This is a genomic window from Jiangella mangrovi (assembly GCF_014204975.1).
Lineage (GTDB): Bacteria > Actinomycetota > Actinomycetes > Jiangellales > Jiangellaceae > Jiangella > Jiangella mangrovi.
Map to the genome: position 1 here is coordinate 328,435 of NZ_JACHMM010000001.1, position 22,495 is coordinate 350,929.

Genomic DNA, 22,495 nt, shown 5'->3' on the forward strand with positions numbered 1-22,495 from the left:
CGAGCCGGGCACACGACGAGGAACGAGAGGCCATGACGACATTCACGACCCGACCCGAGCTCACCGGCATCTACGGCATGGTCGCCTCGACGCACTGGCTGGCGTCGCAGGCCGGCATGTCCGTACTGGAACGCGGCGGCAACGCCTTCGACGCCGCCGTCGCCGCGGGCCTAGTGCTCCAGGTGGTCGAGCCGGAGATGAACGGACCGGGCGGCGACCTTCCCGTCGTCGGCTGGGATGCCCGGGCCGGGCAGCCGTTCGTGGTGTGCGGCCAGGGCGTCGCCCCCGCCGCGGCCACCGCTGCCACCGTCCGCGACCTGGGGGTCGAGCTCATCCCCGGCACCGGGCTGCTGCCCGCCGTCGTGCCCGGGGCGTTCGGCGGCTGGATGCTGCTCCTGCAGCGCTACGGCACCATGCGCCCGCGCGACGTCATGTCCTACGCCATCGACTACGCCGGCGGCGGGTTCCCGCTGGGCACGTCGGCGGCGCGGGTCATCGGCGAGTCCGCCGACTGGTTCCGCTCGCACTGGCCCACCTCGGCCGAACTGTGGCTGACCTCGGGTGACGCACCAAGTTCGGGCGACCGGTTCGCCAACCCCGCGCTCGCCGCCACCTATCAGCGCATCGTCGACGAGTCCGAGGCCGGCTCCGCCGACCGCGACGAGCAGATCGAGCGGGCCCGGCGGGCCTACTACGAGGGATTCGTCGCCGAGGCCATGACGGCGTTCGCGGCGAGGGAGGTCATGGACGAGAGCGGTGCCGCGCACCGCGGGCTGCTCAGCGCCGACGACCTCGCCGCGTGGCGCGCGACCGTCGAGGAACCCGTCGCGTACGACCACCATGGCCACACCGTCCTCAAGGCCGGGCCGTGGAGCCAGGGACCGGTGTTCCTGCAGCAGCTCGCCCTGCTCGACGCCGCCGGCATCGGCTCCACCGAGCCCGACAGCGCGGACTTCGTCCACCTGGTCGTCGAGTCGGCCAAGCTGGCCTTCGCCGACCGCGAGGCGTTCTACGGCGACCCCGCGGCCGCCGACGTGCCGCTGGCCGAGCTGCTGTCGCCGTCGTACAACGCCGAGCGGGCCCGGCTCGTGGACCCGGCCGCCGCCGACGCTGGTCCGCTGCGTCCCGGCCGGCCGGGCGGGCGCGAGCCGCGGCTCCCCCGTCCGGTCGCCGCCGCCGGCCAGCCCTTCGGCAGCGGCAGCGGCGAGCCCACGTGGGCCGGCACCCACGGCGACACCTGCCACCTCGACGTCGCCGACCGCTGGGGCAACGTCGTCTCGGCCACCCCGAGCGGCGGCTGGCTGCAGAGCTCGCCGGCCGTGCCGGGCCTGGGCTTCTCGCTGGGCACCCGCGGCCAGATGTTCTGGCTCGAGGAGGGACTGCCGAACTCGCTGGCTCCTGGCAAGCGGCCCCGCACCACGCTCACGCCGAGCCTGGTGCTGCGGCCCGACGGGTCCCGGCTCGCGTTCGGGACGCCGGGCGGCGACCAGCAGGACCAGTGGTCGCTGCTGTTCCTGCTGCGCCTGGTCCACCACGGGCGCGGCCTGCAGGAGGCCATCGACGCCCCCGCCTGGCACACCACGCACTTCACGTCCTCGTTCTACCCACGCGGCAGCGAGCCCGCAGCGCTGTACATCGAGGGCCGGGTCGGCGAGAAGGTCCTGCAGGAGCTGCGCCGCCGCGGCCACCTCGTCACCGTCGAGGACGACTGGTCGCTCGGCCGGCTGTCGGCCGCCGGGCACGAGCCCGGCGGGTTCCTCCGCGCCGCCGCCAACCCCCGCGGCATGCAGGGCTACGCCGTCGGCCGCTGACCCGGTTGCACGCACGACCGCACGCACGACCGCGCCCCCGGCCACGACGGTGACCGGGGGCGCGGTGCGTGGACGCCGGGGCGTCACATCTCACATCTCGGCGGGCTGCTCCGAGTTGATGTTCGGCCGGTCCTCGCGCCAGTGGCCGCGGGTGAAGTCGGGGACCTTCACCGCCCGGCTGCCGCGCTTGACCGACTCGTGGCTCAGCGGGATCGGCGCCGTCCACGTCGCGGAGTCGTAGACGTCGATGTCCGGCGGCAGCCCGAGCCGCAGCAGCTGCATCGTCCGGTACACCACGAGCTGGTCGGCGTTGTTCGAGATGCCGGCCTTCCACAGCCAGTGGTCGTACTCGGCGCCGTAGTCGGAGAACAAGCGCCAGCGGTGGTTCTCGTGGTCCGGCTCGACGTAGACCTGCCAGCGGTCGGCGAACGCCGTCGTCCGGTCGTCCTCGGTGAGCTTGCCCTTCGAGCCCTGCAGCGTGTTGGCGCGGGTGTACGGGTGCGGCGCCGACACGTCGTGCTCGGAGCGGATGAACCGGCCCTGGACGGTCTGGATGAAGCACATGTTGGTGTCGCCGGTGACGTAGCGCTCGCGCCACGACGGGTGGTCGGGCGGCATGTTCGCGGCGCGGTACTCCGAGTAGCCGGCCTCGGGCGACGCGACCGCGATGAGCCAGTCGTAGCGGTCGCCGCGGGTGATCTTCATGGCGTTCGAGATCGGGGCCAGGCCGTGCACCGGGTACAGGTTCGCGTTGAGCCGCGTGTGCCACTTGCGCCGCCAGCCGGCCGGCTCGTGATCGTCGCTGAAGTTCAGCTCGCGCAGGTCGTGCACGTAGCCGCCGGAGCCGTACAGCAGCTTGCCCAGCCGGCCCGCCTCGACGAAGCGCAGCATCCGCAGCTGGTCCAGGCCGTAGGAGCGGTTGTGGAAGATGAAGGCGTGCCGGCGGGTGCGCTCGGACGTGCGGACGATGTCCCAGAGGTCGTCCAGGTTCATCGCCAGCGGCAGCTCGGTGCCGACGTGCTTGCCGTTCTCCATGGCCGAGATGCAGATGGGGTGGTGGTACTCCCACGGCGTCGCGGTGTAGATGAAGTCGACGTCGTCGCGCCGGGCCAGCTTCTCGTACGCGTGCTCGCCCTTGTAGAGCGCCGGGTCTGGCTGACCCGCGGCGCGCACCGCCGCCGCACCCTCGTCGAGCTTGGTCTGGTTGATGTCGCCGAGCGCCGTGACCCGCACGCCGGCGGTGGCCAGGAACCGGTCGAGCATGCCGCCGCCGCGCATGCCCAGGCCGATGATCCCCACCCGCACGACCTCGTGCCGCTCGAAGGGGACGCCGCCCATGAACCGCTCGCCCTTGCGCCGCTCCGGAGCCCGGCCGATGGGATCGTCGTCGTCGGCCGCGGCGACGCCGGGCAGACCGACCATGCCCAGGCCGGCGCCCGCAGCCACGCCCGTGCCGATGAGCGCGCGCCGGGTCAGGCCCGAGGATTCGGACTCAGGTGCCATGACTACCTCCTGCTGTTGAGGTTCGGTGGACCATTCGGCTCAGCGGGGTCCGCAAGGCATGGCGAAGCTGTGGTGGATACGGCGGACCCCGGTGGATCAGTTCGACGGAACTCGGGTGGCCGCCAGAGGATCGGCGGCTTCGACACGCTCAGGTCAACGCTCTGAGGGACTCACCAAGGGCGGCGAATGCACCCCAATGGGCACATCCTGTATACGGAGCCTGCTTGATGTCAAGCGTTATCGGGCGAAAAACGTCATGAACGCTCACGCCCGCTCATCGACCTGCGCTAATGTGACTGATACCATCTCATTTCGCTCATACTCAGCCACGCACGATCGACACCGACGGAGGACCATGGTGCTGGGCGGCGACCACGTGCTGAAGGAGATCGACAGTCAGGGCGACTGCTGGCGGCGTGCGCCCCGGCTGGCCCACGAGAACGCGGGCGTGCTGCCACGCGAGGGCGACCGTGTCGCCGTCGTCGGCTGCGGCACCTCGTGGTTCATGGCCCAGGCGTACGCCGTCCTGCGCGAGGCGAGCGGCCACGGCGAGACCGACGCGTTCGCCGCGTCCGAGTACCCCGAGGGCCGGTCCTACGACCGCGTCCTCGCCATCACCCGATCCGGCACCACCACCGAGGTCCTGCACCTGCTCGACCGCCTGCGCGGGGTGCCGACCACTGCCGTCACGGCCGTGCCCGGCGCCGAGGTCGCCGACGCCGCCGACGAGCTGGTCGTCCTCGACTTCGCCGACGAGACGTCCGTGGTGCAGACCCGGTTCGCCACGACGGCGCTCATGGTGCTGCGCGCACACCTCGGCTCCCCTGTCGACCAGGCGCTCGCCGACCTCGACCGCGCGCTGGCCTGGACCATCGGCGACGACCTGCTGGACCGCCGTCCGTACACCTTCCTCGGCACCGGCTGGACCACCGGGCTGGCGCAGGAGGCGGCGCTGAAGCTGCGCGAGGCGTCGCTGAGCTGGGCCGACGCCTACCCCGCCATGGACTACCGCCACGGCCCGATCAGCCTGGCCGACGGCGCCAGCCTGGTCTGGTTCCTGGGCGGCCTGCGCCCCGACGGCCTGGCCGACGAGGTCGCCGCGCTGGGCGCCACCGTCGTCGCCGACCCCCTGGACCCCGTCGCCGACCTCGTCCGCGTCCAGCGCCTGGCCGTCGCCGCCGGCCTCGCCAAGGGCGTCGATCCCGACCAGCCTCGCAACCTCACCCGCTCGGTGATCCTGCACTGACCCGGCGGCGCACGGCTGCGGCCGCACCCGCGGCCGCGGCGCCGAGCGCCGCCCCGAGCACCGGGAACGGCAGTGCGAAGAGCAGGCCGAACGACGTCATGCCCACGACGGCGTCGGTGACGGCGGCGCCGGGGCTCGCGATACCGCCCGCCGGGACGTCGCCGTCGATGATCCAGACGCCGGCGCGCTGGTACCAGGTGACCGCCTCGATCGCGGCGACGGCGACGACCCCGGCCAGCCCGGCGGCCAGCGCGGTCGCACCGCTGACCAGCCCGGCGCGGAACGAGCGGCCGGCCCACCCTACGGCGGCCGCGACGGCGCCGACCGCGAGAGCGACCAGGTAGATGCCGGCCAGCAGACCCACCCGCTGACCGGCCAGCATGAACCGGGAGCCCGCGAAGGTCAGGACCGCGAACACCACGAACACCGGCACCGCCGTCGCCCGCGCCAGTCGGCCGGACCCGCCGACCAGCGCCGCCTCGACACAGCCGGCGGCGAACCGCCACCGGCCGGCTCGCCCGTCGATGTGGGCCAGCTCGGCCCGCAGTGCCGCGCCCCAGTCGACGCCGCGGGGCCGGCCCGCGGTGGCGACCGCGACCACCCGCGCCGGCAGGTCCGGCCCGCGCGCGGCCCGGACGACGCGGTGCGCCAGGATCATCGCCGCGACGACGTACGGGAGTCCGACGAACCCCACGGTCGAGGCGGCCTCGACGACCGTGGGAGCCGAGTCGCCGCTGCCGGCGAGCCGCCACCCCAGCACCGTCCAGGCCGCGAGGACGACGGCGCCCGTGACGGCGGCCGCCCGGCCCGGGCTCACGAGGCGGTCCTCGGAACGGGCCGGCGGGCCGCGACCGGGGCGCCGTCGTCGGCCGTGGCCAGGGCCGCGACGCACTCGGCGCCGGCGGACGAGAGCCGGTAGAGGTGCCGCGGCGGCCGGCCACGAGGCGGGTCCTGCTCCCAGGCGGTCTCGAGGTGCCCGCGCTCGGCCAGGCGCATGAGGATGGGGTAGACCGTGCCCGCCCGCAGGCCGAGCGCCCGGCACAGGTCGTAGCCGTGACTCCACTCGCCCGGCCGGTCGGCCAGGGCCAGCAGCACCGCCGCCGTCTGCGGCGACGGCCGTCGAGAACGCCTCACCCGCTCAATATCTATCTAGATAGACTTATGCGCAACCCCTCCGGCCCACATTCGCGTTGATCAGGAGGGTGGGCGGCAGGGTGGCGACGCACGACGCGGCCGGTCTAGCCGTTGGTCGTGCCGCCCCTCGACTTCAGGCCGATGCGGCGCCGGTACGCCCGCGGCGAGGCTCGACACCGTGGCCACCACCTCTCGGGCCCGCCCGGCCGGACCGACCGCCACCGCGGAACGGGCGCTCGGTCCGGATCTGGCGCGCGGCGTCATGCTGCTGTTCATCGCGCTGGCGAACACGCACTACTTCCTGCGCGGCGACGGCGGCAGCGGCGGCACCGGCGTCCGCGGCGGCTTCCCCACGGACGGCTCGGCGCTCGACTCCGCCGTCACCTGGGTGATCGCCACGTTCGTCGATGGCCGGGCGTTCCCGATGTTCGGCCTGCTCTTCGGCTACGGCGTCGCCCAGCTGGTCCGCCGCAACGAGGCGCTCGGCCCGCGCGGCGCCCGGCGCCTGCTGTGGCGGCGGGCGCTGGTGCTGGTCGCGGTCGGCTTCCTGCATGCGATCCTGCTCTACGTCGGCGACATCCTGGCCGCCTACGGCGTGCTGCTGCTCCTCGGCGCCTGGACGGTGCGCTGGCGCAACCGCTGGCTGATCACGCTCGCGGCCGCGTTCTTCGCGCTCGGGATGCTGCCGTCGGGCGACTCGATGTCGGTCTCGACCGAGCCGCCGGACGCGTCGATGCTGCCACCGGACCTGGTCGCCATGGTCACCGAGCGGGTGCAGGTGCAGCCGTTCATCATGCTGCTCGGCCCCATCGGCTTCGCCGCCCCGTTCCTCGTCGGACTGGTCGCGGGCCGGGCGCGTGTCCTGGAGCGGCCCGAGCGGTACCGCCGGCTGCTCACCGTCACCGCGGGCCGCTGCACGACTGGACCGGTGTGCTGGGCGGGTTCGGCTACGCGGCACTGATCACGCTGGTCGGTGCGCGCCCCTCGAGGACGCGGCCCCGTCGTCACCGCCGACCGGATGCGGGCGACCGGCCGCCGCAGCCCCTTCGAGGTGCTCGTCCGCCGCGTCACCTACGGGCGCCGGCGGCTCCGGTCGCCGTTCCATGATCATCAAGGATCCACCACACCCTGATGTGGCGGATCCTTGATGATCACGGCGCAGGGGCGGCAGCGGCCAGGCCGGCGGCTCCTCACGACCGAGTATGGTCGGCGCCCCAGCTCCGGAGCTTCTCCGGGTTGCGGACCGCCCAGATCCGGGTGATCCGGTCGCCGTCGACCTCGAACGCCATGACCGTCGCGGTGACGCCGTCGACCTGCAGCACCAGGCCGGGCCGGCCGTTCACCGTCCGCTCCAGCGCTCGCAGGCCGGGCAGCGGCGCCGCGACCTCGACGAGGAAGCGGGCGATCGTCTCGGCGCCGTGGACCGGCTCGAGCGCGGCGGGGACCAGCCCGCCGCCGTCGCTGATGGTCGTCGCGCCGGGGTCGAGCAGCCCGACGAGCGCCTGGATGTCCTTCGCCGCCCAGGCGTCCTTGAAGTCGCGGACCAGCTCGGCATGGCGATCGGCCGGGACGGCGGGCGCCTGGGTCGCGTCGATCCGGCGGCGGGCCGACGAGGCCAGCTTGCGGCAGGCGGCCGGCGTCCGCCCGACGATCTCGGCCACCTCGGGGAAGGAGTAGCGGAACACGTCGTGCAGCACGAACGCCACGCGCTCGGCCGGGGTCATGGAGTCGAGGACGACGAGGAAGGCCATGCTGATCGACTCGTCGAGGGTGACGCGGTCGGCCGGGTCGGCGGCCTCGCTGGTCTCGGTCGGCGGCCGGCCGGTGACCCACTCGGCACGGTCAGGCACCGGCTCGGGGATCCACTCGCCGACGTAGCTCTCGCGCCGCGCCCGGGCGGAGCCGAGCTGGTCGAGGCAGATGCGGCCGGCGACGGTGGTCAGCCAGGCGGCGGGGGCGTCGATCGCATCACGCTGCGCCTCCGTCATGGCGTACCAGCGCGCGTAGGTCTCCTGGACGACGTCCTCGGCGTCGGTGAGCGAGCCGAGCAGCCGGTAGGCCACGTTGATCAGCCGGCGCCGCTCGCTCATGATCGCCGTCAGGCTCGGATCGGTCATCGGGCATCTCCTCCCGCACCGATGACGATCGAGCGGGCCGGAGTGTGACGTCCGGCCCGCGGAGTCACACTTCGCGCGGCCGCATCGTCAAGCGAGAGACAGCGAAATCCCGCGACGAGGACGGTTCCTTCATCATGATCGGCACCAGCATCCAGCTCTCCCAGCTCCGTTCCGCGACCGGCGGCGCCGTCATCGCGCCCGGCGACGACGACTACGACTCCGCCAGGCGGCTGCTCGCCGGCGGCTTCGACCGGCGCCCGGCGGTGATCGTGCGGCCGGACGACACTGCCGGGGTGGCCGCCGCCGTCGGCATCGCCCGCGACGGCGGCATCTCCCTCTCCGTGCGCGCCGGCGGGCACGGCGGCGCCGGCCACGCCGTGATCGACGACGGCCTCGTGGTCGACCTGCGCGGCCTGACCCGGCTCGATGTGGACCTCGAGGGGCGCACCGCGTGGGCGGGCGGCGGCCTCACAGCGGGCGCCTACACGACGGCGGTCGCCGAGCACGGCCTCGCGACCGGGTTCGGCGACACCGGCTCGGTCGGCATCGGCGGCATCACCCTCGGCGGCGGCGTGGGCCACCTCTCCCGGCTGCACGGCCTGACCGTCGACAACCTGCTGGCCGCGGAGGTCGTCACCGCCGACGGCCGGATCCTGCGGGTGGACGCGGACACCGAGCCGGACCTGTTCTGGGCGCTGCGGGGCGGCGGCGGCAACTTCGGCGTCGTCACCCGGTTCCGGTACCGGCTGCACGAGCTCCCGTCGGTCGTCGGCGGCCTGCTCCTGCTGCCGGCCACGGCCGAGAACATCGCGGCGTTCGCCGCCGCGGCCGCCGCCGCACCGGACGAGCTCAGCACCATCGCCACCGTCATGCCTGCCCCGCCGCTGCCGTTCGTGCCCGAACACCTGCGCGGGCAGCTCGTCATCATGGGCACGCTCTGCTACGCAGGCCCGGACGCGGCCGGCCAGCAGGCCGTCGCGCCGTTCCGCGACATCGCCGCGCCGGTGGCCGACCTGGTCCGCCCGATGCCGTACCCGGGCCTGTTCCCGCCGGACGACCCGGACATGCCGCGGCCTGTCACGGTCGGCACCACCGGCTACCTCGACCACGTCGACCTCGCGACCGCCGAGACCATCGTCGACCACCTGAGCAGGTCCGACGCGCCGCTGCGGCTGGTCCAGCTGCGGGTGCTCGGCGGCGCGATCTCGCGGGTGTCGAACGACGCGACCGCCTACGGTCACCGGGCCGCGAACGTCATGGTCAACGTGGTGTCGATGGTCCTCGGCCCGCAGGACCGCCCGGCCCGGCAGCAGTGGGTCGACGACCTCACCACCGCCCTCGACCAGGGCGTCCCCGGCTCGTACGTCAACTTCGTCAGCGACGACGGCCCCGAGCACGCCCGCAGCGCCTATCCGCCGGCCACGTGGGACCGGCTGGCGGCGATCAAGGCGGTGTACGACCCGGCGAACCTGTTCCGGTCGAACCACAACATCGCGCCGGTCGTCGGCAGCTGACGGGCGAAGCGGGCCAAGGCCCGAGGGTGCGCGCATGAGCCGCTTCAGTGTGAGATCTCTGCCTGATCCGTGTGGCGCTGCTGTCGCTCCGGCGACAGTTTCTCCACACACCCAGCGCTACCTCGGGCTGTTCGAGCACCGCGCGGCGGGCTCAGCGCGCGGCGCGTAGACGACGGCGGTAGTCGGCGGCGCGGGCGCGGTTCTGGCACTGGACGGAGCAGAACCGGCGCCGGCCCGCCGGCGAGACGTCGACGTAGACGTCCGCGCACCCGCCGTCGACGCAGATGCCCAGGCGGCCGGGGTCGCGCCCGGTCAGCTGGTCACGCAGCGCGAGCAGGGCGGCCGCGAGCAGGGCGTCGTCGGCGGTCGTACGCCAGACCGGGCGGACGCGGACGCCGCCGCCGCCGTCGCCGTCGCCGCCGCCGTCGTCGATGACGAGGTCGGGCCGGACGGTGAGGCCGGCGAGCAGGGCGGAGATCCGCCCGACCCGCTCCGCCGTCGTCGGCAGGTCGAAGATCGCGAACACCAGGTCGGCGAAGGCGACGAGGTCGGCGTCGGTCAGCCGGTCCGCGAGGTCGCGCGGCAGGCCGGCGCCGTGGACATGGCCGGCCCGGGCGGGAACATCCGAGCGCGCGCCGGCGCGGCGAGGCTCGGCGCCCCACCCGTTCACCAGCTCGACGAGCGTGTCCATCGGCATCGGCCGCACCTGGACGTCCACGACCTCAACATAACGCGTTGCGGAGCTTCATCGCGTTGCGTAACGTGATGAATCAACCTTTCGCGTGACGATCGGAGTCTCGATGGTGGCGAAGATGCGCGACGTGGCCGAGCGGGCCGGGGTCTCGCTGAAGACGGTCTCGAACGTGATCAACGACCACCCGAACGTCACTCCGGCCACGCGCACCAAGGTCGAGGCGGCGATCACCGCCCTGGACTACCGGCCCAACATCACCGCCCGCGCCCTGCGCAGCGGCCGCGTCGGCGTGGTCGCCCTCGCCGTCCCCGACCTCGACTCCCCCTTCTTCGCCGCCCTCGCCGCCGCCGTCGGCCGGGCCGCGAAACGCCACGACCACGCCGTCCTCGTCGAGCAGACCGACGGCGACCCCGACTCCGAGCGGCTGGCGCTCGACGGCCTGCGCAACCGCCTCGTCGACGGCGTCCTCCTGTGGCCGACGGTGGTCACCACCGGCATTGATGGCGCCCGGCCCGTCGTCCTGCTCGGCGGCGGCCCTCCCGGGGCGGTGACGGCAGGCGCGGACGACCTGGCCCGCGACGCCGTCGGCCTCCTGCTCGCCCGCATCGCCGCCGCGACGATGCGGAACTGACCGCGCCCTCGTGTCAGGCTGGGCGGGTGGAGTTCACCTCGATACTCGAGTCCAGCGGCGGCAACAAGGCCGGTTTCGTCGTCCCCGACGCCGTCGTCGACGGGCTGGGCGGCGGGAAGCGCCCGAAGGTCGCCGTCACCGTCGCCGGCTATACCTACCGCAGCTCGATCGCGCGCATGGGCGAGCGCTACATGGTCGGCATGAGCATCGACCGGCGCGCCGAGGCCGGTGTCACCGTCGGCGACACCTACGACGTCGACATCGTGCTCGACGACGCGCCCCGCGAGGTCGACCTGCCACCCGACCTCGCCGCTGCCCTCGACGCCGTCCCGGCGGCGAAGGAGTTCTGGCAGACGCTGTCGCACAGCAAGCAGCAGTGGCACGTCCTGCAGGTCACCGGGGCGAAGAAGCCCGAGACCCGAGCGAAGCGAGTCGAGACCTCCGTCTCCATGCTCGCCGAGGGTCGCGCCCGCTGACCGGCGCTCGACTCCCGCCCGTGCGCGCTCGCCATGTCGCGCGCGTCATCGGCTCGCGCAGCCGACGCAGAGTCTGGTCCACGGCCGCAGTTCGAGGCGCTCGGGCGGAATGACGGCGCCGCATCGTTCGCAGTCGCCGAAGGCGCCGCGGGCGAGCCTGGCCTGAGCGGCCTCGACCTCGCTGAGGAGGTAGGCGACCCTGGCACGGTACGCAGCTTCGGTCGCGTCGCCGTCGGCGGCCGGAAGGTCGTCGAGCTGGCGTCGCCGCATGGCCGCGGCCTCGGCCAGTGCGTCCTGGATGCGGGCCTCGACGTGGGAGGGAATGGTGGCGTGGGGGTCGTGTGCGTGAGCGTTCATCGTCCTGTCCCTGGGTATGGCGGTGAGCGCACCCGCATCGGGGCGCGCTGATTCACGCGCGTCGTCGGGCACGCGGTGAGGAGGGGTCAGGAACAGGTCGGCGGAGCGCGGTCGACGCTGCGGCGCAGCACGTCGAGACCGCGGATCCCGCGCGCGGTCCGCGCGAGCTCGAGGGCCAGCAGTGCCGGCCCCGAGAGAACGTGGGCGGGCTCGGCTGTCGCCGATGGTGCCGCCACCCACTGCTCGATCATGAGGGCACCATAGCAATGCGCTCCGCAGGCAGGACTCCGGTCGAGCAACCGGGTCCGGCCGTGGGCGCCGATTTCAATACCGGTATAGTTATCGCCGACCGTCAGGGAACGCCGTCCGCGAAGGTGCCGCATGATCGAGTTGAAGACCGCCGCCGAGATCGAGAGCATGCGCGCCGCCGGGCGCGTGGTGGCCACCGTCCACGCCGAGGTGCGGGCGCACGCCGCCCCGGGGGTCTCGCTGCTGGAGCTGGACGAGGTAGCCCGCAAGGTCATCGACGGCGCCGGGGCGGGGTCGTCCTTCCTCGGGTATCACCCGCGCTTCGGCGCGACGCCGTATCCGGGCGTCATCTGCACGTCGGTCAACGACATCATGCTGCACGGCCTGCCCACGGCGTATCAGCTGCGCGACGGCGACCTGCTCAGTGTCGACTGCGGCGCGCACGTCGACGGCTGGCACGCGGACGCGGCGATCAGTTTCGTCGTCGGGACGGCGCAGGCCGAGGACCTCGCGCTCATCGATGCCGCCGAGCGGACCCTCGCGGCGGGCATCGCCGCCGCCCAGCCGGGCGGGCACATGGGTGACATCGGTCACGCCATGTCGGAGGTCGGCCGGGCCGCGGGGTACGGCATGCAGAACGACTTCGGCGGCCACGGCATCGGCCGGGCCATGCACGAGGAGCCGTTCGTGCCCAACGAGGGGCGGCCGGGGCGCGGCTTCCGGCTGCAGCCGGGCCTGGTCATCGCCATCGAGCCCAGTCTCATGGCCGGCGGCCACGACGGCTACCACATGGCCGACGACGGGTGGTCGCTCGTGACCGACGACGGCAGCCGCAGCGTGCACGTCGAGCACACCGTGGCGATCACCGCGGAGGGGCCGCGCATCCTCACCGTGCTGTGAGACGGACGGCGGGCGGGCACACGAGTATCGGTTCGCTCCGCGCCGCCGGGTGCTGGTAGCCTTTGCTGGCCCGAGCCCGCGTAGCTCAGGGGATAGAGCGTCTGCCTCCGGAGCAGAAGGCCGTAGGTTCGAATCCTACCGCGGGCACCCAGTTCAGCACCGATGTCGATCATCGCCTCGTGATCGAATGATCACTCGACGACACCACCTCTGATGGCGCAGCGCTTTGCGATCTCAAATTGTGTCTTGCGGATACTGTTTCCATAGGACACAATTGTCCAAGGGCGCCAGACGCGAAGGAGCTGCCATGAGCAAGGTCATCGCCGGAATCTCGATGTCGCTGGACGGGTTCGTCACCGGGCCCAACGTCACCCGCGAGCAGCAGCTCGGAGACGGCGGCGAGGTCCTGCACAGGTGGCTGCACCAGCCGGACCCGCGCGACAGCGAGCTGCTGGCCGCGATGGGAGAGGGACTCGGATCGATCCTCATGGGCCGGGTCTCCTATGACCTGGCCGAAGGCGATGGCGGCTGGGGCGACGGCGGACCCGCCGGCCCGGCGCCGTGTTTCGTGCTCACCCACAACCCGCCGGCTCCCGGGACGGTCCGGGCGCCGTCGGTGTTCACGTTCGTCGCCGACGGCATCGACAGCGCGGTGACACAGGCGAAGTCGGCGGCGGCGGGCAAGGTGGTCGGCGTCCACGGCGCCAGCGCCACCCAGCAGTGCCTCGCCGCCGGGCTGATGGACGAGATCCAGATCCACCTGGCCCCGGTCCTGCTCGGCAGCGGGACGCGGCTGTTCGAGCACCTGGGCGGCCGGGTCCAGCTCGAGCGCACCATGGTGGTCGACACGCCGAACGCCACCCACCTGCGGTTCAGGGTGATCCGCTGACGGCTGGCGCTCCTCCACGATTTTCTCGAAGATCTTTCCGAGAACGGTCGAAAACCCGTCGGGGCCTCCGACAGACGGTGTGAAGGCACCCATCGTCAGAGGAGACCGACATGAGCATCACGACCGCCACCGCCGTTCCCGCCGCCACCGCCGGTGGGCGCACCCGCCGCCGGGCCGCGAGCATCGCGCTCTGGTGCGTGCAGGTGTTCCTCGCCGCGCAGTTCGTCGTCGCCGGCACGCTGAAGGCCGCCGGGGACCCTCAGATGGTCGAGCTGTTCGCCGAGATCGGCGCCGGCCAGTGGTTCCGCTACGTCATCGCGGCGATCGAGCTCGCCGGCGCCCTGGGGGTGCTGGTCCCCCGGCTGGCCGGTGCGGCCGCGCTCGGCCTCGCGGGCCTGATGACCGGCGCCGTCCTCACCACCATGGTGCTGGTGCACACCAGCCCGGCCCTGCCGATCGTGTTCCTGCTGCTCGCCGCCGGCGTCGCCGTCGCACGCCGCCGCGAGATCGCCCGCTGACCCACCGACCGCCGACTCGAAGAGGAGACCATCATGACCGACCACCTGCACACCCTCGACCGTCTCGTGGGCACCTGGGCCGTCACCGGCGGCGGGCTGTCCGGCACCGTCACCTACGCCTGGATGGAGGGCGGACGGTTCCTCGTGCAGCAGGTCGACCTGGTCCACGACGGCCAGGCCAACCGCGGCGTCGAGTACATCGGCTACGACCAGGACAGCGGCACCCTCCGGTCGCACTTCTTCGGCGCCGGCGGCGAGATCCTCGAGTACACCTACGAGCTGAGCGGCGACATCCTGACGATCTGGTTCGGCGACACGAGCTCGCCGGCCAGGTTCGTCGGTACGTTCAGTGCGGACGGCAGCACCAACACCGGCGCCTGGGAGTGGCCGGGCGGCGGCTACGAGTCGACGATGACGCGTGTGGAGGACCCGGCCCGATGAAGTACATGATCATGACCTTCGGCGACGTGACCGACTGGGACACGCTCGGGCTGGGGTCCGGCGAGGCCACCTGGTCCGAGGAGGACATCGCGGCGCACTTCCAGGCCATGGGCGCCTTCTACGACGACCTCGCCGCCACCGGTGAGCTGGTCACCGGCTACGGCCTGGCCGACCCGACGCACGCCATGACGGTCGAGATCCGCGACGGCCGGCCCGTCGCGTCCGACGGCCCGTACGCCGAGTCGAAGGAGGTCCTGGCCGGCTTCGGCATCGTCGACGTCGCCTCGCACGACCGCGCCGTCGAGCTGGCCGCCCGGTTCGCCGCCATCGTGCAGACCCGGGTCGAGCTGCGCCCGGTCATGGACGGCGGCGCCGCGGACCTGTGACGGGCAACGACGGCGTCGAGGACCTGCTGCGCACGCTCACGCCGCAGGTCCTCGTCGCGCTCACCCGCAGGTTCGGCCGGTTCGACGTGGCCGAGGACGCCGTCCAGGAGGCCCTGATCGCCGCCGCGACCCAGTGGCCGGCCGACGGCATGCCGGCCAACCCGCCCGGCTGGCTGGCTGACCACCGTCGCGACCCGGCGCATGACCGACCTGCTGCGCAGCGAGCAGGCCCGTCGGCGGCGCGAGCAGCAGGACGCGTTCCGCTCGCTGCCCGAGGACCTGCTGTCACCCGCCGCCGACGCGGCGCCGGTGGCGTCGGACCGCGACGACACCCTCACGCTCTTCTTCCTGTGCTGCCATCCGGCGCTGAAGCCGCCCGCCCAGGTCGCGCTCACGCTGCGCGCCGTCGGCGGCCTGACGACGCGCGAGATCGCCCACGGCCTGCTGGTCCCGGAGGCCACGGTCGGGCAGCGGATCAGCCGTGCCAAGCAGCGCATCCAGGAGGCTGGCGCCCGCTTCCGGCCCCCCGGCGCCGCCGAGCGGGCCGAGCGCCTCGGCGTCGTCCTCCAGGTCGTCTACCTGATCTTCACCGAGGGCCACACCACGACGGCCGGGACCGACCTGCGCCGCGACGACCTGTGCGCCGAGGCGATCCGGCTCGGCCGCTTGCTGCTCCGGCTTTCCCCGGACGATCCGGAGGTCACCGGCCTGCTCGCGCTGATGCTGCTCACCGACGCCCGGCGGGCCGCCCGCACGGGCCCGGGGGGCGACCTGATCCCGCTGGCCGAGCAGGACCGCGGGCGCTGGGACCGGCCCGCCATCGACGAGGGCGTCGCCCTGCTGAGCGAGGTCCTGCCGCGTCGCCTGCCCGGCCCGTACCAACTGCAGGCCGCCATCGCCGCCGTCCACGACGAGGCCCCGTCCTTCGCCGACACCGACTGGCGGCAGATCGTCGCCCTGTACTCCGTGCTCGACCGGATCGCGCCCGATCCCGTCGCCACCCTCAACCGGGCCGTCGCCGTCGCGATGGCGCGCGGGCCTCGCGCCGGACTCACTCTGCTCGACACCATCGCCGGCGACGCGCGCGTCGCGGGCCACCACCGCTACGCCGCGGTCCGCGCCCACCTGCTCGAGCTGAGCGGCGACGTCCAGGGCGCCCACGACCACTACCGGACGGCCGCGGCCCAGACGACCAGCCTGCCCGAACAGCGGTACCTGCGCGCCCGGGCGGCCCGTCTGCACCGTCCCGGCGCGGACGGCTGACGCCGTCCCGTCGCCCCATCGCACCCAGAACGAAAGCCGCGTCTCACCCATTGAGCCGTTCGACGCGCGAGGTCGCGCGACCACGGCTAACGTCTTCGTGCGTGGACGTTGCTCGATACCGTGCCCACTGCCCCACGTGCCCGTGGACCAGCCGCGACTTCTCCCGCTACACCACCGCCGAGAACGCCGCCCGCGCGCACGCGGAGGAGAAGAACCACGCCTGCCACGTGATCGACCAGTACGGCCTGCGGGTCACGGGGTCGACGGTGCGGCCGGGCGACGACGCCTGACCGGAGGCGTCCGCAAAATCGCAGGTCAGGGCCATCTTTCCGACCTCTCGCCTATCCTGGCGCCATGGTCCTCACGCGCACGGCCGGCCCAGACCTCGCCGGCCTCGTGCTGCCACTCGCCAAGACGCTGACGGCGCTCGAGACGTCCATCGCCCGCCGGCACGGCCTCACGACCTGGCAGTACGCGATCCTCGCGGCCGCGGCCGAACCGCCCTGGCGCACCCAGGGTGAGCTGGCCGGCGCCATCGGCTACGACCGCAACCGCATCGTCGCCGACCTCGACGACCTCGAGGGACGCGGCCTCGTGACCCGGACGGTCGACGCCACCGACCGCCGGTCCAACCGCATCGAGGTGACCCCGACCGGCCGCCGGCTCGCCCACAGCACCGCCCGCGACCTGCGCGCCGGCACCGACGCACTGCTGGCGGCGGTGGGGCCCGAGCACGACCGCGCGGCGCTGCTCGCGGCTCTGGAGGCGCTGCGCGACCGGTGCGCCGACGACGGCTGGCGCGCCCGCTGGCTGCGCCGATGACCATCGCCTTCCGTCCGCTGCGCCGCGACGACTTCCCGCTGCTGCGCACCTGGCTCGAGCATCCGCACGTCGCCCACTGGTGGAACCACGAGACCGGGCCCGACGACCTCGAGCGCGACTTCGGCGGCTCCGTCGACGGGACCGAGCCCGGCGAGGACCTGCTGGCGATGGACGACGGCGTCCCCGTCGGCCTGGTGCAGCGGTCGCGGCTGGTCGACTACGCCGACTACCTCGAGGAGTTCGCCGCCCTGACGCAGGTGCCGTACGAGGCCGTCACCATCGACTACCTCGTCGGCGACCCCGGCCGCGTCGGCCAGGGACTGGGCACCGCGATGATCCGCGCCGCCGTCGCCGACACCTGGGCCACGCGGCCGGGCACCGGCACCATCCTGGTCGCCGTCGTCGCCGCGAACACCGCCTCGTGGCGGGCGCTCGAGAAGGCCGGCTTCCGCCGCGTCGCCGAAGGGCCCATGGAGCCGGACAACCCCCTCGACGACCCGCTCCACTACGTCTACCGCCAGGACCGCGGCGACGACGGCGGCGGTGTGGCCGCCGCGGTCACGGGCAGCGGATGACCAGCCCCGCGTAGGAGAGCCCGCCGCCGAACCCGAACAGCAGCACCGGTGCCCCGGCCGGGACCTCGCGCCGCTCGACCAGCTTCGACAGCGCGATCGGGATGCTCGCCGCCGATGTGTTGCCGGACTCGACGACGTCGCGGGCGACGACGGCGTCCGTGGCGCCGATGCGCGCGGCCAGCGGCTCGATGATGCGCAGGTTGGCCTGGTGCAGGACGATGCCGCCTAGGTCCTCGGGCGCGACGCCGCTGCGCTCGCAGGCGAGGCGGGCGATGCGCGGCAGCTCGGTGGTGGCCCAGCGGAACACCGCCTGGCCTTCCTGCCCGAACGTGCCGGGCCGGCCCTCGATGCGCACGGCGTTCGACATCTCCGGCACTGATCCCCAGGTCACCGGGCCGACCTCGGGCTCGTCGGCCGCGACCAGCACGACCGCGCCGGCGCCGTCGCCCACCAGCACGCACGTGGAGCGGTCGGTCCAGTCGGTGAAGTCGGTGAGCTTCTCCGAGCCGATGACCAGCGCCTTCGTCGCCGCGCCCGCACGAATGGCGTGGTCGGCGGTCGCGAGCGCGTGGGTGAACCCGGAGCAGGCGGTGTTGACGTCGATGGCGGCCGGGGTCGTCATGCCCAGCCGCGCGGCGACCCGGGCGGCCATGTTCGGCGACCGGTCGATGGCGGTGCACGTCGCGACCACGAGGTAGTCGATGTCGCCGGGCGCGAGGCCGGCGTGGGCGAGCGCCTTCGCCGCGGCGTTCGCGGCCATGGAGTCGACGGTCTCGTCGTCGGCGGCGATGCGGCGGGTCTCGATGCCGACCCGGGAGCGGATCCACTCGTCGCTGGTGTCGACCATGGTGGCCAGGTCGGCGTTGGTGAGCACGCGGTCGGGCTGGTGGTGGCCGACGGCGACCACGCGGGAGCCTGTCATGCTCGCAGCGTAACCACGACCCCGGGAGAGGCGATGACCAGTCACCACTACACGACCACCGTCCGCTGGACCGGGAACCAGGGCACCGGCACCGCGTCGTACCGCGGCTACTCCCGCAGCCACGACATCGAGGCCGACGGCCGGCCGGTCCTCGCGGCCAGCTCCGACCCGGCGTTCCGCGGCGAGGCGGACCGCTGGAACCCCGAGCTGCTGTTCGTCGCCGCGCTCTCGGAGTGCCACCTGCTGCAGTACCTGCACCTGTGCGCGGTCGCCGGCGTCGTCGTGGTCGGCTACGAGGACACCGCCGGCGGCACCATGGAGATGACGCCCGACGGCGGCGGCGCGTTCACCGAGGTGGTGCTGCGCCCGGTCGTCACCGTCGCCGATCCGGACATGGTCGACGAGGCCACGAAGCTGCACGAGCGGGCGCACGAGCTCTGCTTCCTGGCCTCGTCCGTGCGGATGCCGGTGCGGCACGAGCCGACGGTGACGGTCGCGGCCGGGTGAGACTCGACGACCTCCGCGACCGGATCGGCGCCGACTTCGGCCTCCGGTTCAGCGAGGCGACGCCGATCGGCCACGGCGCCGACGCGGCCGCCTCGGTGTGGAGGGTGACCGACGCCGATCGCGCGCGCTACGCGGTGAAGTGGACCGGCGGCGGGTCGGCGGCCGGCCTGCTCCTGCCCGCCCGGCTGGCCGAGCTGGGTGTCGGCGGCGTCCCGGCGCCGGTGCGGACGGTCGACGGCGCGCTCTGCAGCGAGCACGAGGGCCGGCGGCTCTCGCTGCAGCCGTGGGTCGCCGACCGGCGGGCGGTCGACACCGCCATGACGCCGGAGCAGTGGACGGCGTACGGCGCGCTGCTCGCGCGGGTGCACGCGGTACCGGCCGACGACCCCGTCGTGCGGGAGCTGCCGGTCGAGGACCACCGCCCGGACGCACTGCTGGCGACGACGGCGACGGTGACCGCCCGGCTGGCCGCCGCGGACGGCGACGATCTGGTCCACGACCTGGCCGCCGCCTGGCGCGACGGCGCGGAGCTGCTCGGCGCGCTCGTCGCCCGGGCGGCCGTCCTGGGCGACCGGCTGCGCGACCGCACCGCTCACGCCGTCGTCGCTCACACCGATGCCCACCTGGGCAACGTCCTGCTCGGCGACGACGGCACGGTCTGGCTGATCGACTGGGACGACGCCGCGCTGGCCCCGCCCGAGCGCGACCTCATGTTCGTCGTCGGCGGGCTGCCCGGCTACGCGCCCGTCGGTCCGGACGAGCTGGCGTGGTTCGCCGACGGGTACGGCCCGGTCGAACCGGATCCGGACCGGCTGGCCTATTACCGGACGGTGCGGGCGCTGTCCGACCTGACGGAGTTCGCCGCCGAGATCCTCGACCCCGCGGGCGATCGCGCGGACCGCGACCTCGCCCTGCGCGTCGTGCGGGCCGAGCTGGCCGGCGCCGGTCTGGCCGCCCTCGCCGTCGTGAGAACATGACCGCCATGAGGACCTGCACGCACCTGGACACCGTCGCCGAGGTGACGCCGTCGGGCACCGGCTGCGAAGAGTGCCTGCGCATCGGCGGGCGCTGGGTGCACCTGCGGCTCTGCATGGCCTGCGGGCACGTGGGCTGCTGCAACAGCTCGCCGGGCAAGCACGCCACGGCGCACGCGAACGAGCACCCCGACCACCCGATCATCCGGTCCTACGAGCCGGGCGAGGACTGGTGGTACTGCTACGCCGACGAGCTCACCTTCGAGATCGAGGGGCAGGAGCCGGCGCCGTCACACCCGTGAGTCGTCGTTGACGATCACGATGTGACAGTGAGCGTGCCGCCACAGCTCCTGGGTGGCGCTCTCGTCCATGAGCGCGGCCAGCCCGCCGTGGCTCGGCGTGCCGATGACGATGGCCCGCGCCCCCACCTGTTCGGCGTGCTCGGCGATCAGCCGGCCGACGGTGCCATGGCCGGCAGCGCCGCGCAGCAGGTGACCGACCGCCGGGACGCCGAGCGCGGACACCTCGTCCAGCCGCTGCCGGACGGTGGCCCGCGCGGCGGCGTCGTCCTCACCATCGACGGCGCCTTCACCGGTGAGAACGGCCTCCTGCGCGTGCAGGACGTCGACGGTGCGGCCGTTCAGCGTCGCGAGCCGGGCGGCGACGCGGGCCACCTCGGCGCCGTCGGCCCCCGAGACCGCCGCCACGATGACGCCGTCGTGCCCGGAGCGATCCGGGCCCACCGCCTCGAGCCGCGGGGCCGGGGCCTCGATCGGCTCACCCGCCTGCACCCGCTCGGCGACGGCGAGGTGGTCGCGCGCGGTGGCAAGGATCGCGATGCCCACCAGCAGGACGGCCGCGCCGAGGAAGAAGGGCACGTGCACGTTCGTCGCCTCGACCAGCTTGCCCGCGGCGAACGGCGCCAGCCCGCCGCCGATGAACCGCACGAACCCGTACGCCGCCGACGCCACCGGCCGGTCGACCGGTGACACCGTCATGACCGCCTGCGTGGTGACGGTGTTGTTGATGCCGATGAACACGCCCGCGACGATCACAGCCGTCACCAGCACCGGCACGTGGTCGGTCCAGATGGCGATGACCAGCACGACGACGGCGAAGCAGGCCAGGTTCGCGTACAGGGTGCGGGCGATGCCGAGCCGCCGCTGCAGCCAGGGCGCCCCGAACACCGAGAAGACCGCCACCAGCAGGCCCCAGCCGGTGAACACCAGGCCCAGCTCGATGGCGCCCAGGCCCATGGGAAACGGCGCGTAGCCCAGCACCGTGAAGAACGCCCAGTTGTAACAGAGCGCCGTCAGCGACATCGCGAGCAGCCCGCGGTGGCGCAGCGCTCTGAGGGGTTCGGCGAGGCCGGTGCGTCGTGCCGGTAGCGGCTGGGGTTCGACCAGGACGGCGGTCGCGATCAGCGCGATGGTCATGAGCACGGCGACGCCGAAGAACGGGCCGCGCCAACTCACCTCGCCGAGCGCACCGCCCAGCAGCGGGCCGACCGCGATGCCCAGGCCGAGCGAGGTCTCGTACAGCACGATCGCCCCGACGAAGCCGCCGCTCGCCGACGCCACGATGACCGCCAGCGAGGTCGCGATGAACAGCGCGTTGCCCACGCCCCAGCCGGCCCGGAAGCCGACGATGCCGCCGATGCTGTCCGACGCGCCGGCCAGCGCCGCGAACACGACGATGAGCGCGAGGCCGGCGATCAGCGTCTTCTTCGCGCCGATGCGGCTGGACACCCAGTTCGTCACCAGCATCGCCACCGCCGTGACGACGAGGTAGCTGGTGAACAGCAGCGTCACCTGGCTCGGCGTGGCGTCCAGGTCGCTGGAGATGGCCGGCAGGATCGGGTCGACCAGGCCGATGCCCATGAACGACACGACGCAGGCGAACGCGACGGCGTAGACGGCCTTCGGCTGGCGGAACGGGCTGGCGGTGGCTGGTGCTGTGGTCACGCGGGGGCTCCGGTGCGGTGGTCGGTGGCGGTGGCGGCCGGCGCGTTGTGGACCCCGGCCGTCAGGGCGTCGATGGCGGGGACGGCGGCAGCCAGCGCCGCGCGCTCGGCGGGGTCGAGGCGGGCGAGCAGCTCGGCGAGCCGGTCGGCGCGCTCGGCCCGGCGCGCGGCGAGCGCGTCGCTGCCCGCGGTGGTGATCCCGACCCGCACCACCCGTCCGTCCGCGGGGTCGGCGGAGCGCTCGACCAGCCCGGCGTCGTGCAGCCGCCCGACCAGCTGGGTCATGGCCGGCTGGGTGACGCCCTCTTGCACGGCCAGCTCGGTGAGCCGGCGCGGGCCGGTGCGCTCCAGTGTGGCCAGCGTGGCGGCGGCGGTGAGCGAGAGGTCGCCTGCGGTGGTCACCTGGCGGAACAGCCGGACCAGCCGTTCGAGGGCGGAGGCGAGCTCGACGGAATCCATAACGTACTTATATTAGCGCGTGATGCACCGGCCGGCGACAGGGGGTCGACCGTACGGGTGATTCCTGACACATCACGGGCCGGGCCGAGGTTCCTCGCGGGTAGCCTCGGTCGGCGGAGCGGCGCACACCGCCGCTGAGCAGCG

The 22,495-nt window shown here is 73.5% G+C and carries 27 protein-coding genes, 1 tRNA gene and 1 pseudogene; 19 read left to right on the forward strand and 10 right to left on the reverse strand.

The genetic code is table 11. From position 1 onward, the window contains the following. Positions 1-32 precede the first annotated feature (32 nt). Positions 33-1,811 (forward strand): gamma-glutamyltransferase family protein, encoded by a 1,779-nt coding sequence (locus tag HD601_RS01430; RefSeq protein WP_184818638.1) that lies wholly within the window; start codon positions 33-35, stop codon positions 1,809-1,811. Positions 1,812-1,901: 90 nt separating this feature from the next. Here the strand turns inward: HD601_RS01430 and HD601_RS01435 are convergent, their stop codons facing one another. Next, positions 1,902-3,314, reverse strand: coding sequence for a Gfo/Idh/MocA family protein (locus HD601_RS01435; protein WP_184818640.1), 1,413 nt, complete (start codon positions 3,312-3,314; stop codon positions 1,902-1,904). Between the two features lie 355 nt (positions 3,315-3,669). Here HD601_RS01435 and HD601_RS01440 point away from each other — a divergent pair, with 355 nt between their 5' ends. Continuing rightward, on the forward strand, positions 3,670-4,560 hold the full coding sequence (locus tag HD601_RS01440; RefSeq protein WP_184818642.1) for an SIS domain-containing protein: 891 nt from the start codon (positions 3,670-3,672) through the stop codon (positions 4,558-4,560). On the opposite strand, the gene HD601_RS01445 is transcribed toward HD601_RS01440, so the two are convergent. Both HD601_RS01445 and HD601_RS01450 read right to left on the reverse strand, forming a co-directional pair. After that, the gene (locus HD601_RS01445) at positions 4,535-5,377 is read right to left on the reverse strand and encodes a hypothetical protein (protein WP_184818644.1); all 843 of its coding nucleotides are present in this window, start codon (positions 5,375-5,377) and stop codon (positions 4,535-4,537) included. The genes HD601_RS01440 and HD601_RS01445 overlap by 26 nt on opposite strands. Continuing rightward, positions 5,374-5,694, reverse strand: a complete 321-nt coding sequence (locus HD601_RS01450) for a helix-turn-helix transcriptional regulator (protein ID WP_184818646.1) — start codon at positions 5,692-5,694, stop codon at positions 5,374-5,376. The genes HD601_RS01445 and HD601_RS01450 overlap by 4 nt, the downstream gene beginning before the upstream one ends. Before the next feature lie 178 nt (positions 5,695-5,872). On the opposite strand from HD601_RS01450, the gene HD601_RS01455 reads away from it, so the two are divergent. Then, entirely contained in the window at positions 5,873-6,655 is a 783-nt protein-coding gene (locus tag HD601_RS01455; protein WP_221440457.1) for a DUF418 domain-containing protein, read from the forward strand. Between the two features lie 229 nt (positions 6,656-6,884). On the opposite strand, the gene sigJ is transcribed toward HD601_RS01455, so the two are convergent. Continuing rightward, positions 6,885-7,811 carry an RNA polymerase sigma factor SigJ gene (gene sigJ, locus HD601_RS01460; protein WP_184818648.1) on the reverse strand — a complete coding sequence of 309 codons (927 nt, stop codon included), beginning with the start codon at positions 7,809-7,811 and terminating at the stop codon, positions 6,885-6,887. A gap of 134 nt (positions 7,812-7,945) precedes the next feature. Between sigJ and HD601_RS01465 the strand changes: the two genes are divergently transcribed. Next, a complete protein-coding gene (locus HD601_RS01465) occupies positions 7,946-9,325 on the forward strand; it encodes an FAD-binding oxidoreductase (RefSeq protein ID WP_184818650.1) in 1,380 nt (459 codons plus the stop codon). 151 nt (positions 9,326-9,476) lie between these two features. Here HD601_RS01465 and HD601_RS01470 read toward each other — a convergent pair whose 3' ends face one another. Then, positions 9,477-10,043, reverse strand: coding sequence for a CGNR zinc finger domain-containing protein (locus tag HD601_RS01470; protein ID WP_221440458.1), 567 nt, complete (start codon positions 10,041-10,043; stop codon positions 9,477-9,479). Between the two features lie 64 nt (positions 10,044-10,107). Between HD601_RS01470 and HD601_RS01475 the strand changes: the two genes are divergently transcribed. Together HD601_RS01475 and HD601_RS01480 are read left to right on the forward strand one after the other, a co-directional pair. Continuing rightward, positions 10,108-10,650 (forward strand): LacI family DNA-binding transcriptional regulator, encoded by a 543-nt coding sequence (locus HD601_RS01475; protein WP_221440459.1) that lies wholly within the window; start codon positions 10,108-10,110, stop codon positions 10,648-10,650. A 26-nt stretch (positions 10,651-10,676) separates the two neighbouring features. Beyond that, positions 10,677-11,126: a YdeI/OmpD-associated family protein gene (locus HD601_RS01480; protein ID WP_184818652.1), complete on the forward strand. Its 450-nt coding sequence runs from the start codon at positions 10,677-10,679 to the stop codon at positions 11,124-11,126. Between the two features lie 45 nt (positions 11,127-11,171). On the opposite strand, the gene HD601_RS01485 is transcribed toward HD601_RS01480, so the two are convergent. Further along, positions 11,172-11,483: a TraR/DksA family transcriptional regulator gene (locus tag HD601_RS01485; protein WP_184818654.1), complete on the reverse strand. Its 312-nt coding sequence runs from the start codon at positions 11,481-11,483 to the stop codon at positions 11,172-11,174. 86 nt (positions 11,484-11,569) lie between these two features. Continuing rightward, on the reverse strand, positions 11,570-11,734 hold the full coding sequence (locus HD601_RS01490) for a hypothetical protein (protein ID WP_184818656.1): 165 nt from the start codon (positions 11,732-11,734) through the stop codon (positions 11,570-11,572). A 130-nt stretch (positions 11,735-11,864) separates the two neighbouring features. On the opposite strand from HD601_RS01490, the gene map reads away from it, so the two are divergent. From map to HD601_RS01540, 10 genes and pseudogenes are all read left to right on the forward strand, one after another. Further along, positions 11,865-12,632, forward strand: a complete 768-nt coding sequence (gene map / locus HD601_RS01495; RefSeq protein WP_184818658.1) for a type I methionyl aminopeptidase — start codon at positions 11,865-11,867, stop codon at positions 12,630-12,632. 74 nt (positions 12,633-12,706) lie between these two features. Next, positions 12,707-12,779, forward strand: a tRNA-Arg gene (locus HD601_RS01500). Positions 12,780-12,939: 160 nt separating this feature from the next. After that, complete coding sequence (locus HD601_RS01505; RefSeq protein WP_184818660.1) at positions 12,940-13,521, forward strand: dihydrofolate reductase family protein; 582 nt, start codon at positions 12,940-12,942, stop codon at positions 13,519-13,521. Between the two features lie 110 nt (positions 13,522-13,631). Continuing rightward, the gene (locus HD601_RS01510) at positions 13,632-14,039 is read left to right on the forward strand and encodes a DoxX family protein (RefSeq protein WP_184818662.1); all 408 of its coding nucleotides are present in this window, start codon (positions 13,632-13,634) and stop codon (positions 14,037-14,039) included. Between the two features lie 33 nt (positions 14,040-14,072). Further along, a complete protein-coding gene (locus tag HD601_RS01515; protein ID WP_184818664.1) occupies positions 14,073-14,480 on the forward strand; it encodes a hypothetical protein in 408 nt (135 codons plus the stop codon). Then, a complete protein-coding gene (locus tag HD601_RS01520; RefSeq protein WP_184818666.1) occupies positions 14,477-14,866 on the forward strand; it encodes a YciI family protein in 390 nt (129 codons plus the stop codon). The genes HD601_RS01515 and HD601_RS01520 overlap by 4 nt, the downstream gene beginning before the upstream one ends. Beyond that, positions 14,863-16,129: pseudogene (locus HD601_RS01525) on the forward strand (RNA polymerase sigma factor). The gene HD601_RS01520 and the pseudogene HD601_RS01525 overlap by 4 nt, the downstream one beginning before the upstream one ends. A gap of 101 nt (positions 16,130-16,230) precedes the next feature. After that, positions 16,231-16,419 (forward strand): hypothetical protein, encoded by a 189-nt coding sequence (locus tag HD601_RS01530; RefSeq protein ID WP_184818668.1) that lies wholly within the window; start codon positions 16,231-16,233, stop codon positions 16,417-16,419. Positions 16,420-16,483: 64 nt separating this feature from the next. Beyond that, positions 16,484-16,951: a MarR family winged helix-turn-helix transcriptional regulator gene (locus HD601_RS01535; RefSeq protein ID WP_184818671.1), complete on the forward strand. Its 468-nt coding sequence runs from the start codon at positions 16,484-16,486 to the stop codon at positions 16,949-16,951. Continuing rightward, positions 16,948-17,526 (forward strand): GNAT family N-acetyltransferase, encoded by a 579-nt coding sequence (locus tag HD601_RS01540; protein WP_184818673.1) that lies wholly within the window; start codon positions 16,948-16,950, stop codon positions 17,524-17,526. Before HD601_RS01535 ends, HD601_RS01540 begins: the two co-directional genes overlap by 4 nt. On the opposite strand, the gene HD601_RS01545 is transcribed toward HD601_RS01540, so the two are convergent. Further along, positions 17,510-18,448, reverse strand: coding sequence for a beta-ketoacyl-ACP synthase III (locus HD601_RS01545; protein WP_184818675.1), 939 nt, complete (start codon positions 18,446-18,448; stop codon positions 17,510-17,512). The genes HD601_RS01540 and HD601_RS01545 overlap by 17 nt on opposite strands. 33 nt (positions 18,449-18,481) lie before the next feature. Between HD601_RS01545 and HD601_RS01550 the strand changes: the two genes are divergently transcribed. From HD601_RS01550 to HD601_RS01560, 3 genes are read left to right on the forward strand one after another with little or no spacing between them, the layout of a single operon-like run. Beyond that, positions 18,482-18,955, forward strand: coding sequence for an OsmC family protein (locus HD601_RS01550; protein ID WP_184818677.1), 474 nt, complete (start codon positions 18,482-18,484; stop codon positions 18,953-18,955). Further along, positions 18,952-19,932 carry a phosphotransferase enzyme family protein gene (locus HD601_RS01555; protein ID WP_184818679.1) on the forward strand — a complete coding sequence of 327 codons (981 nt, stop codon included), beginning with the start codon at positions 18,952-18,954 and terminating at the stop codon, positions 19,930-19,932. Before HD601_RS01550 ends, HD601_RS01555 begins: the two co-directional genes overlap by 4 nt. Positions 19,933-19,937: 5 nt before the next feature. Further along, the gene (locus tag HD601_RS01560) at positions 19,938-20,231 is read left to right on the forward strand and encodes a UBP-type zinc finger domain-containing protein (RefSeq protein WP_184818681.1); all 294 of its coding nucleotides are present in this window, start codon (positions 19,938-19,940) and stop codon (positions 20,229-20,231) included. Here HD601_RS01560 and HD601_RS35320 read toward each other — a convergent pair. Next, positions 20,220-21,893, reverse strand: a complete 1,674-nt coding sequence (locus tag HD601_RS35320; protein WP_184818683.1) for an MFS transporter — start codon at positions 21,891-21,893, stop codon at positions 20,220-20,222. The two genes, HD601_RS01560 and HD601_RS35320, sit on opposite strands and share 12 nt — an antisense overlap. Further along, positions 21,890-22,351, reverse strand: a complete 462-nt coding sequence (locus HD601_RS01570) for a MarR family winged helix-turn-helix transcriptional regulator (RefSeq protein ID WP_184818685.1) — start codon at positions 22,349-22,351, stop codon at positions 21,890-21,892. Before HD601_RS01570 ends, HD601_RS35320 begins: the two co-directional genes overlap by 4 nt. Positions 22,352-22,495: the final 144 nt, after the last annotated feature.

Excerpts from the sequence above, each read along its gene's own strand:
- HD601_RS01465 (WP_184818650.1), top strand. The coding sequence starts at position 7,946 with ATGATCGGCACCAGCATCCAGCTCTCCCAGCTCCGTTCCGCGACCGGC.
- HD601_RS01545 (WP_184818675.1), bottom strand. The coding sequence starts at position 18,448 with ATGACAGGCTCCCGCGTGGTCGCCGTCGGCCACCACCAGCCCGACCGC.
- HD601_RS01515 (WP_184818664.1), top strand. The coding sequence starts at position 14,073 with ATGACCGACCACCTGCACACCCTCGACCGTCTCGTGGGCACCTGGGCC.
- sigJ (WP_184818648.1), bottom strand. The coding sequence starts at position 7,811 with ATGACCGATCCGAGCCTGACGGCGATCATGAGCGAGCGGCGCCGGCTG.
- HD601_RS01550 (WP_184818677.1), top strand. The coding sequence starts at position 18,482 with ATGACCAGTCACCACTACACGACCACCGTCCGCTGGACCGGGAACCAG.
- HD601_RS01560 (WP_184818681.1), top strand. The coding sequence starts at position 19,938 with ATGAGGACCTGCACGCACCTGGACACCGTCGCCGAGGTGACGCCGTCG.
- HD601_RS01440 (WP_184818642.1), top strand. The coding sequence starts at position 3,670 with ATGGTGCTGGGCGGCGACCACGTGCTGAAGGAGATCGACAGTCAGGGC.
- HD601_RS01505 (WP_184818660.1), top strand. The coding sequence starts at position 12,940 with ATGAGCAAGGTCATCGCCGGAATCTCGATGTCGCTGGACGGGTTCGTC.
- HD601_RS01535 (WP_184818671.1), top strand. The coding sequence starts at position 16,484 with ATGGTCCTCACGCGCACGGCCGGCCCAGACCTCGCCGGCCTCGTGCTG.
- HD601_RS01430 (WP_184818638.1), top strand. The coding sequence starts at position 33 with ATGACGACATTCACGACCCGACCCGAGCTCACCGGCATCTACGGCATG.
- HD601_RS01490 (WP_184818656.1), bottom strand. The coding sequence starts at position 11,734 with ATGATCGAGCAGTGGGTGGCGGCACCATCGGCGACAGCCGAGCCCGCC.
- HD601_RS01510 (WP_184818662.1), top strand. The coding sequence starts at position 13,632 with ATGAGCATCACGACCGCCACCGCCGTTCCCGCCGCCACCGCCGGTGGG.
- HD601_RS01540 (WP_184818673.1), top strand. The coding sequence starts at position 16,948 with ATGACCATCGCCTTCCGTCCGCTGCGCCGCGACGACTTCCCGCTGCTG.
- map (WP_184818658.1), top strand. The coding sequence starts at position 11,865 with ATGATCGAGTTGAAGACCGCCGCCGAGATCGAGAGCATGCGCGCCGCC.
- HD601_RS01570 (WP_184818685.1), bottom strand. The coding sequence starts at position 22,351 with ATGGATTCCGTCGAGCTCGCCTCCGCCCTCGAACGGCTGGTCCGGCTG.
- HD601_RS01485 (WP_184818654.1), bottom strand. The coding sequence starts at position 11,483 with ATGAACGCTCACGCACACGACCCCCACGCCACCATTCCCTCCCACGTC.
- HD601_RS01435 (WP_184818640.1), bottom strand. The coding sequence starts at position 3,314 with ATGGCACCTGAGTCCGAATCCTCGGGCCTGACCCGGCGCGCGCTCATC.
- HD601_RS01520 (WP_184818666.1), top strand. The coding sequence starts at position 14,477 with ATGAAGTACATGATCATGACCTTCGGCGACGTGACCGACTGGGACACG.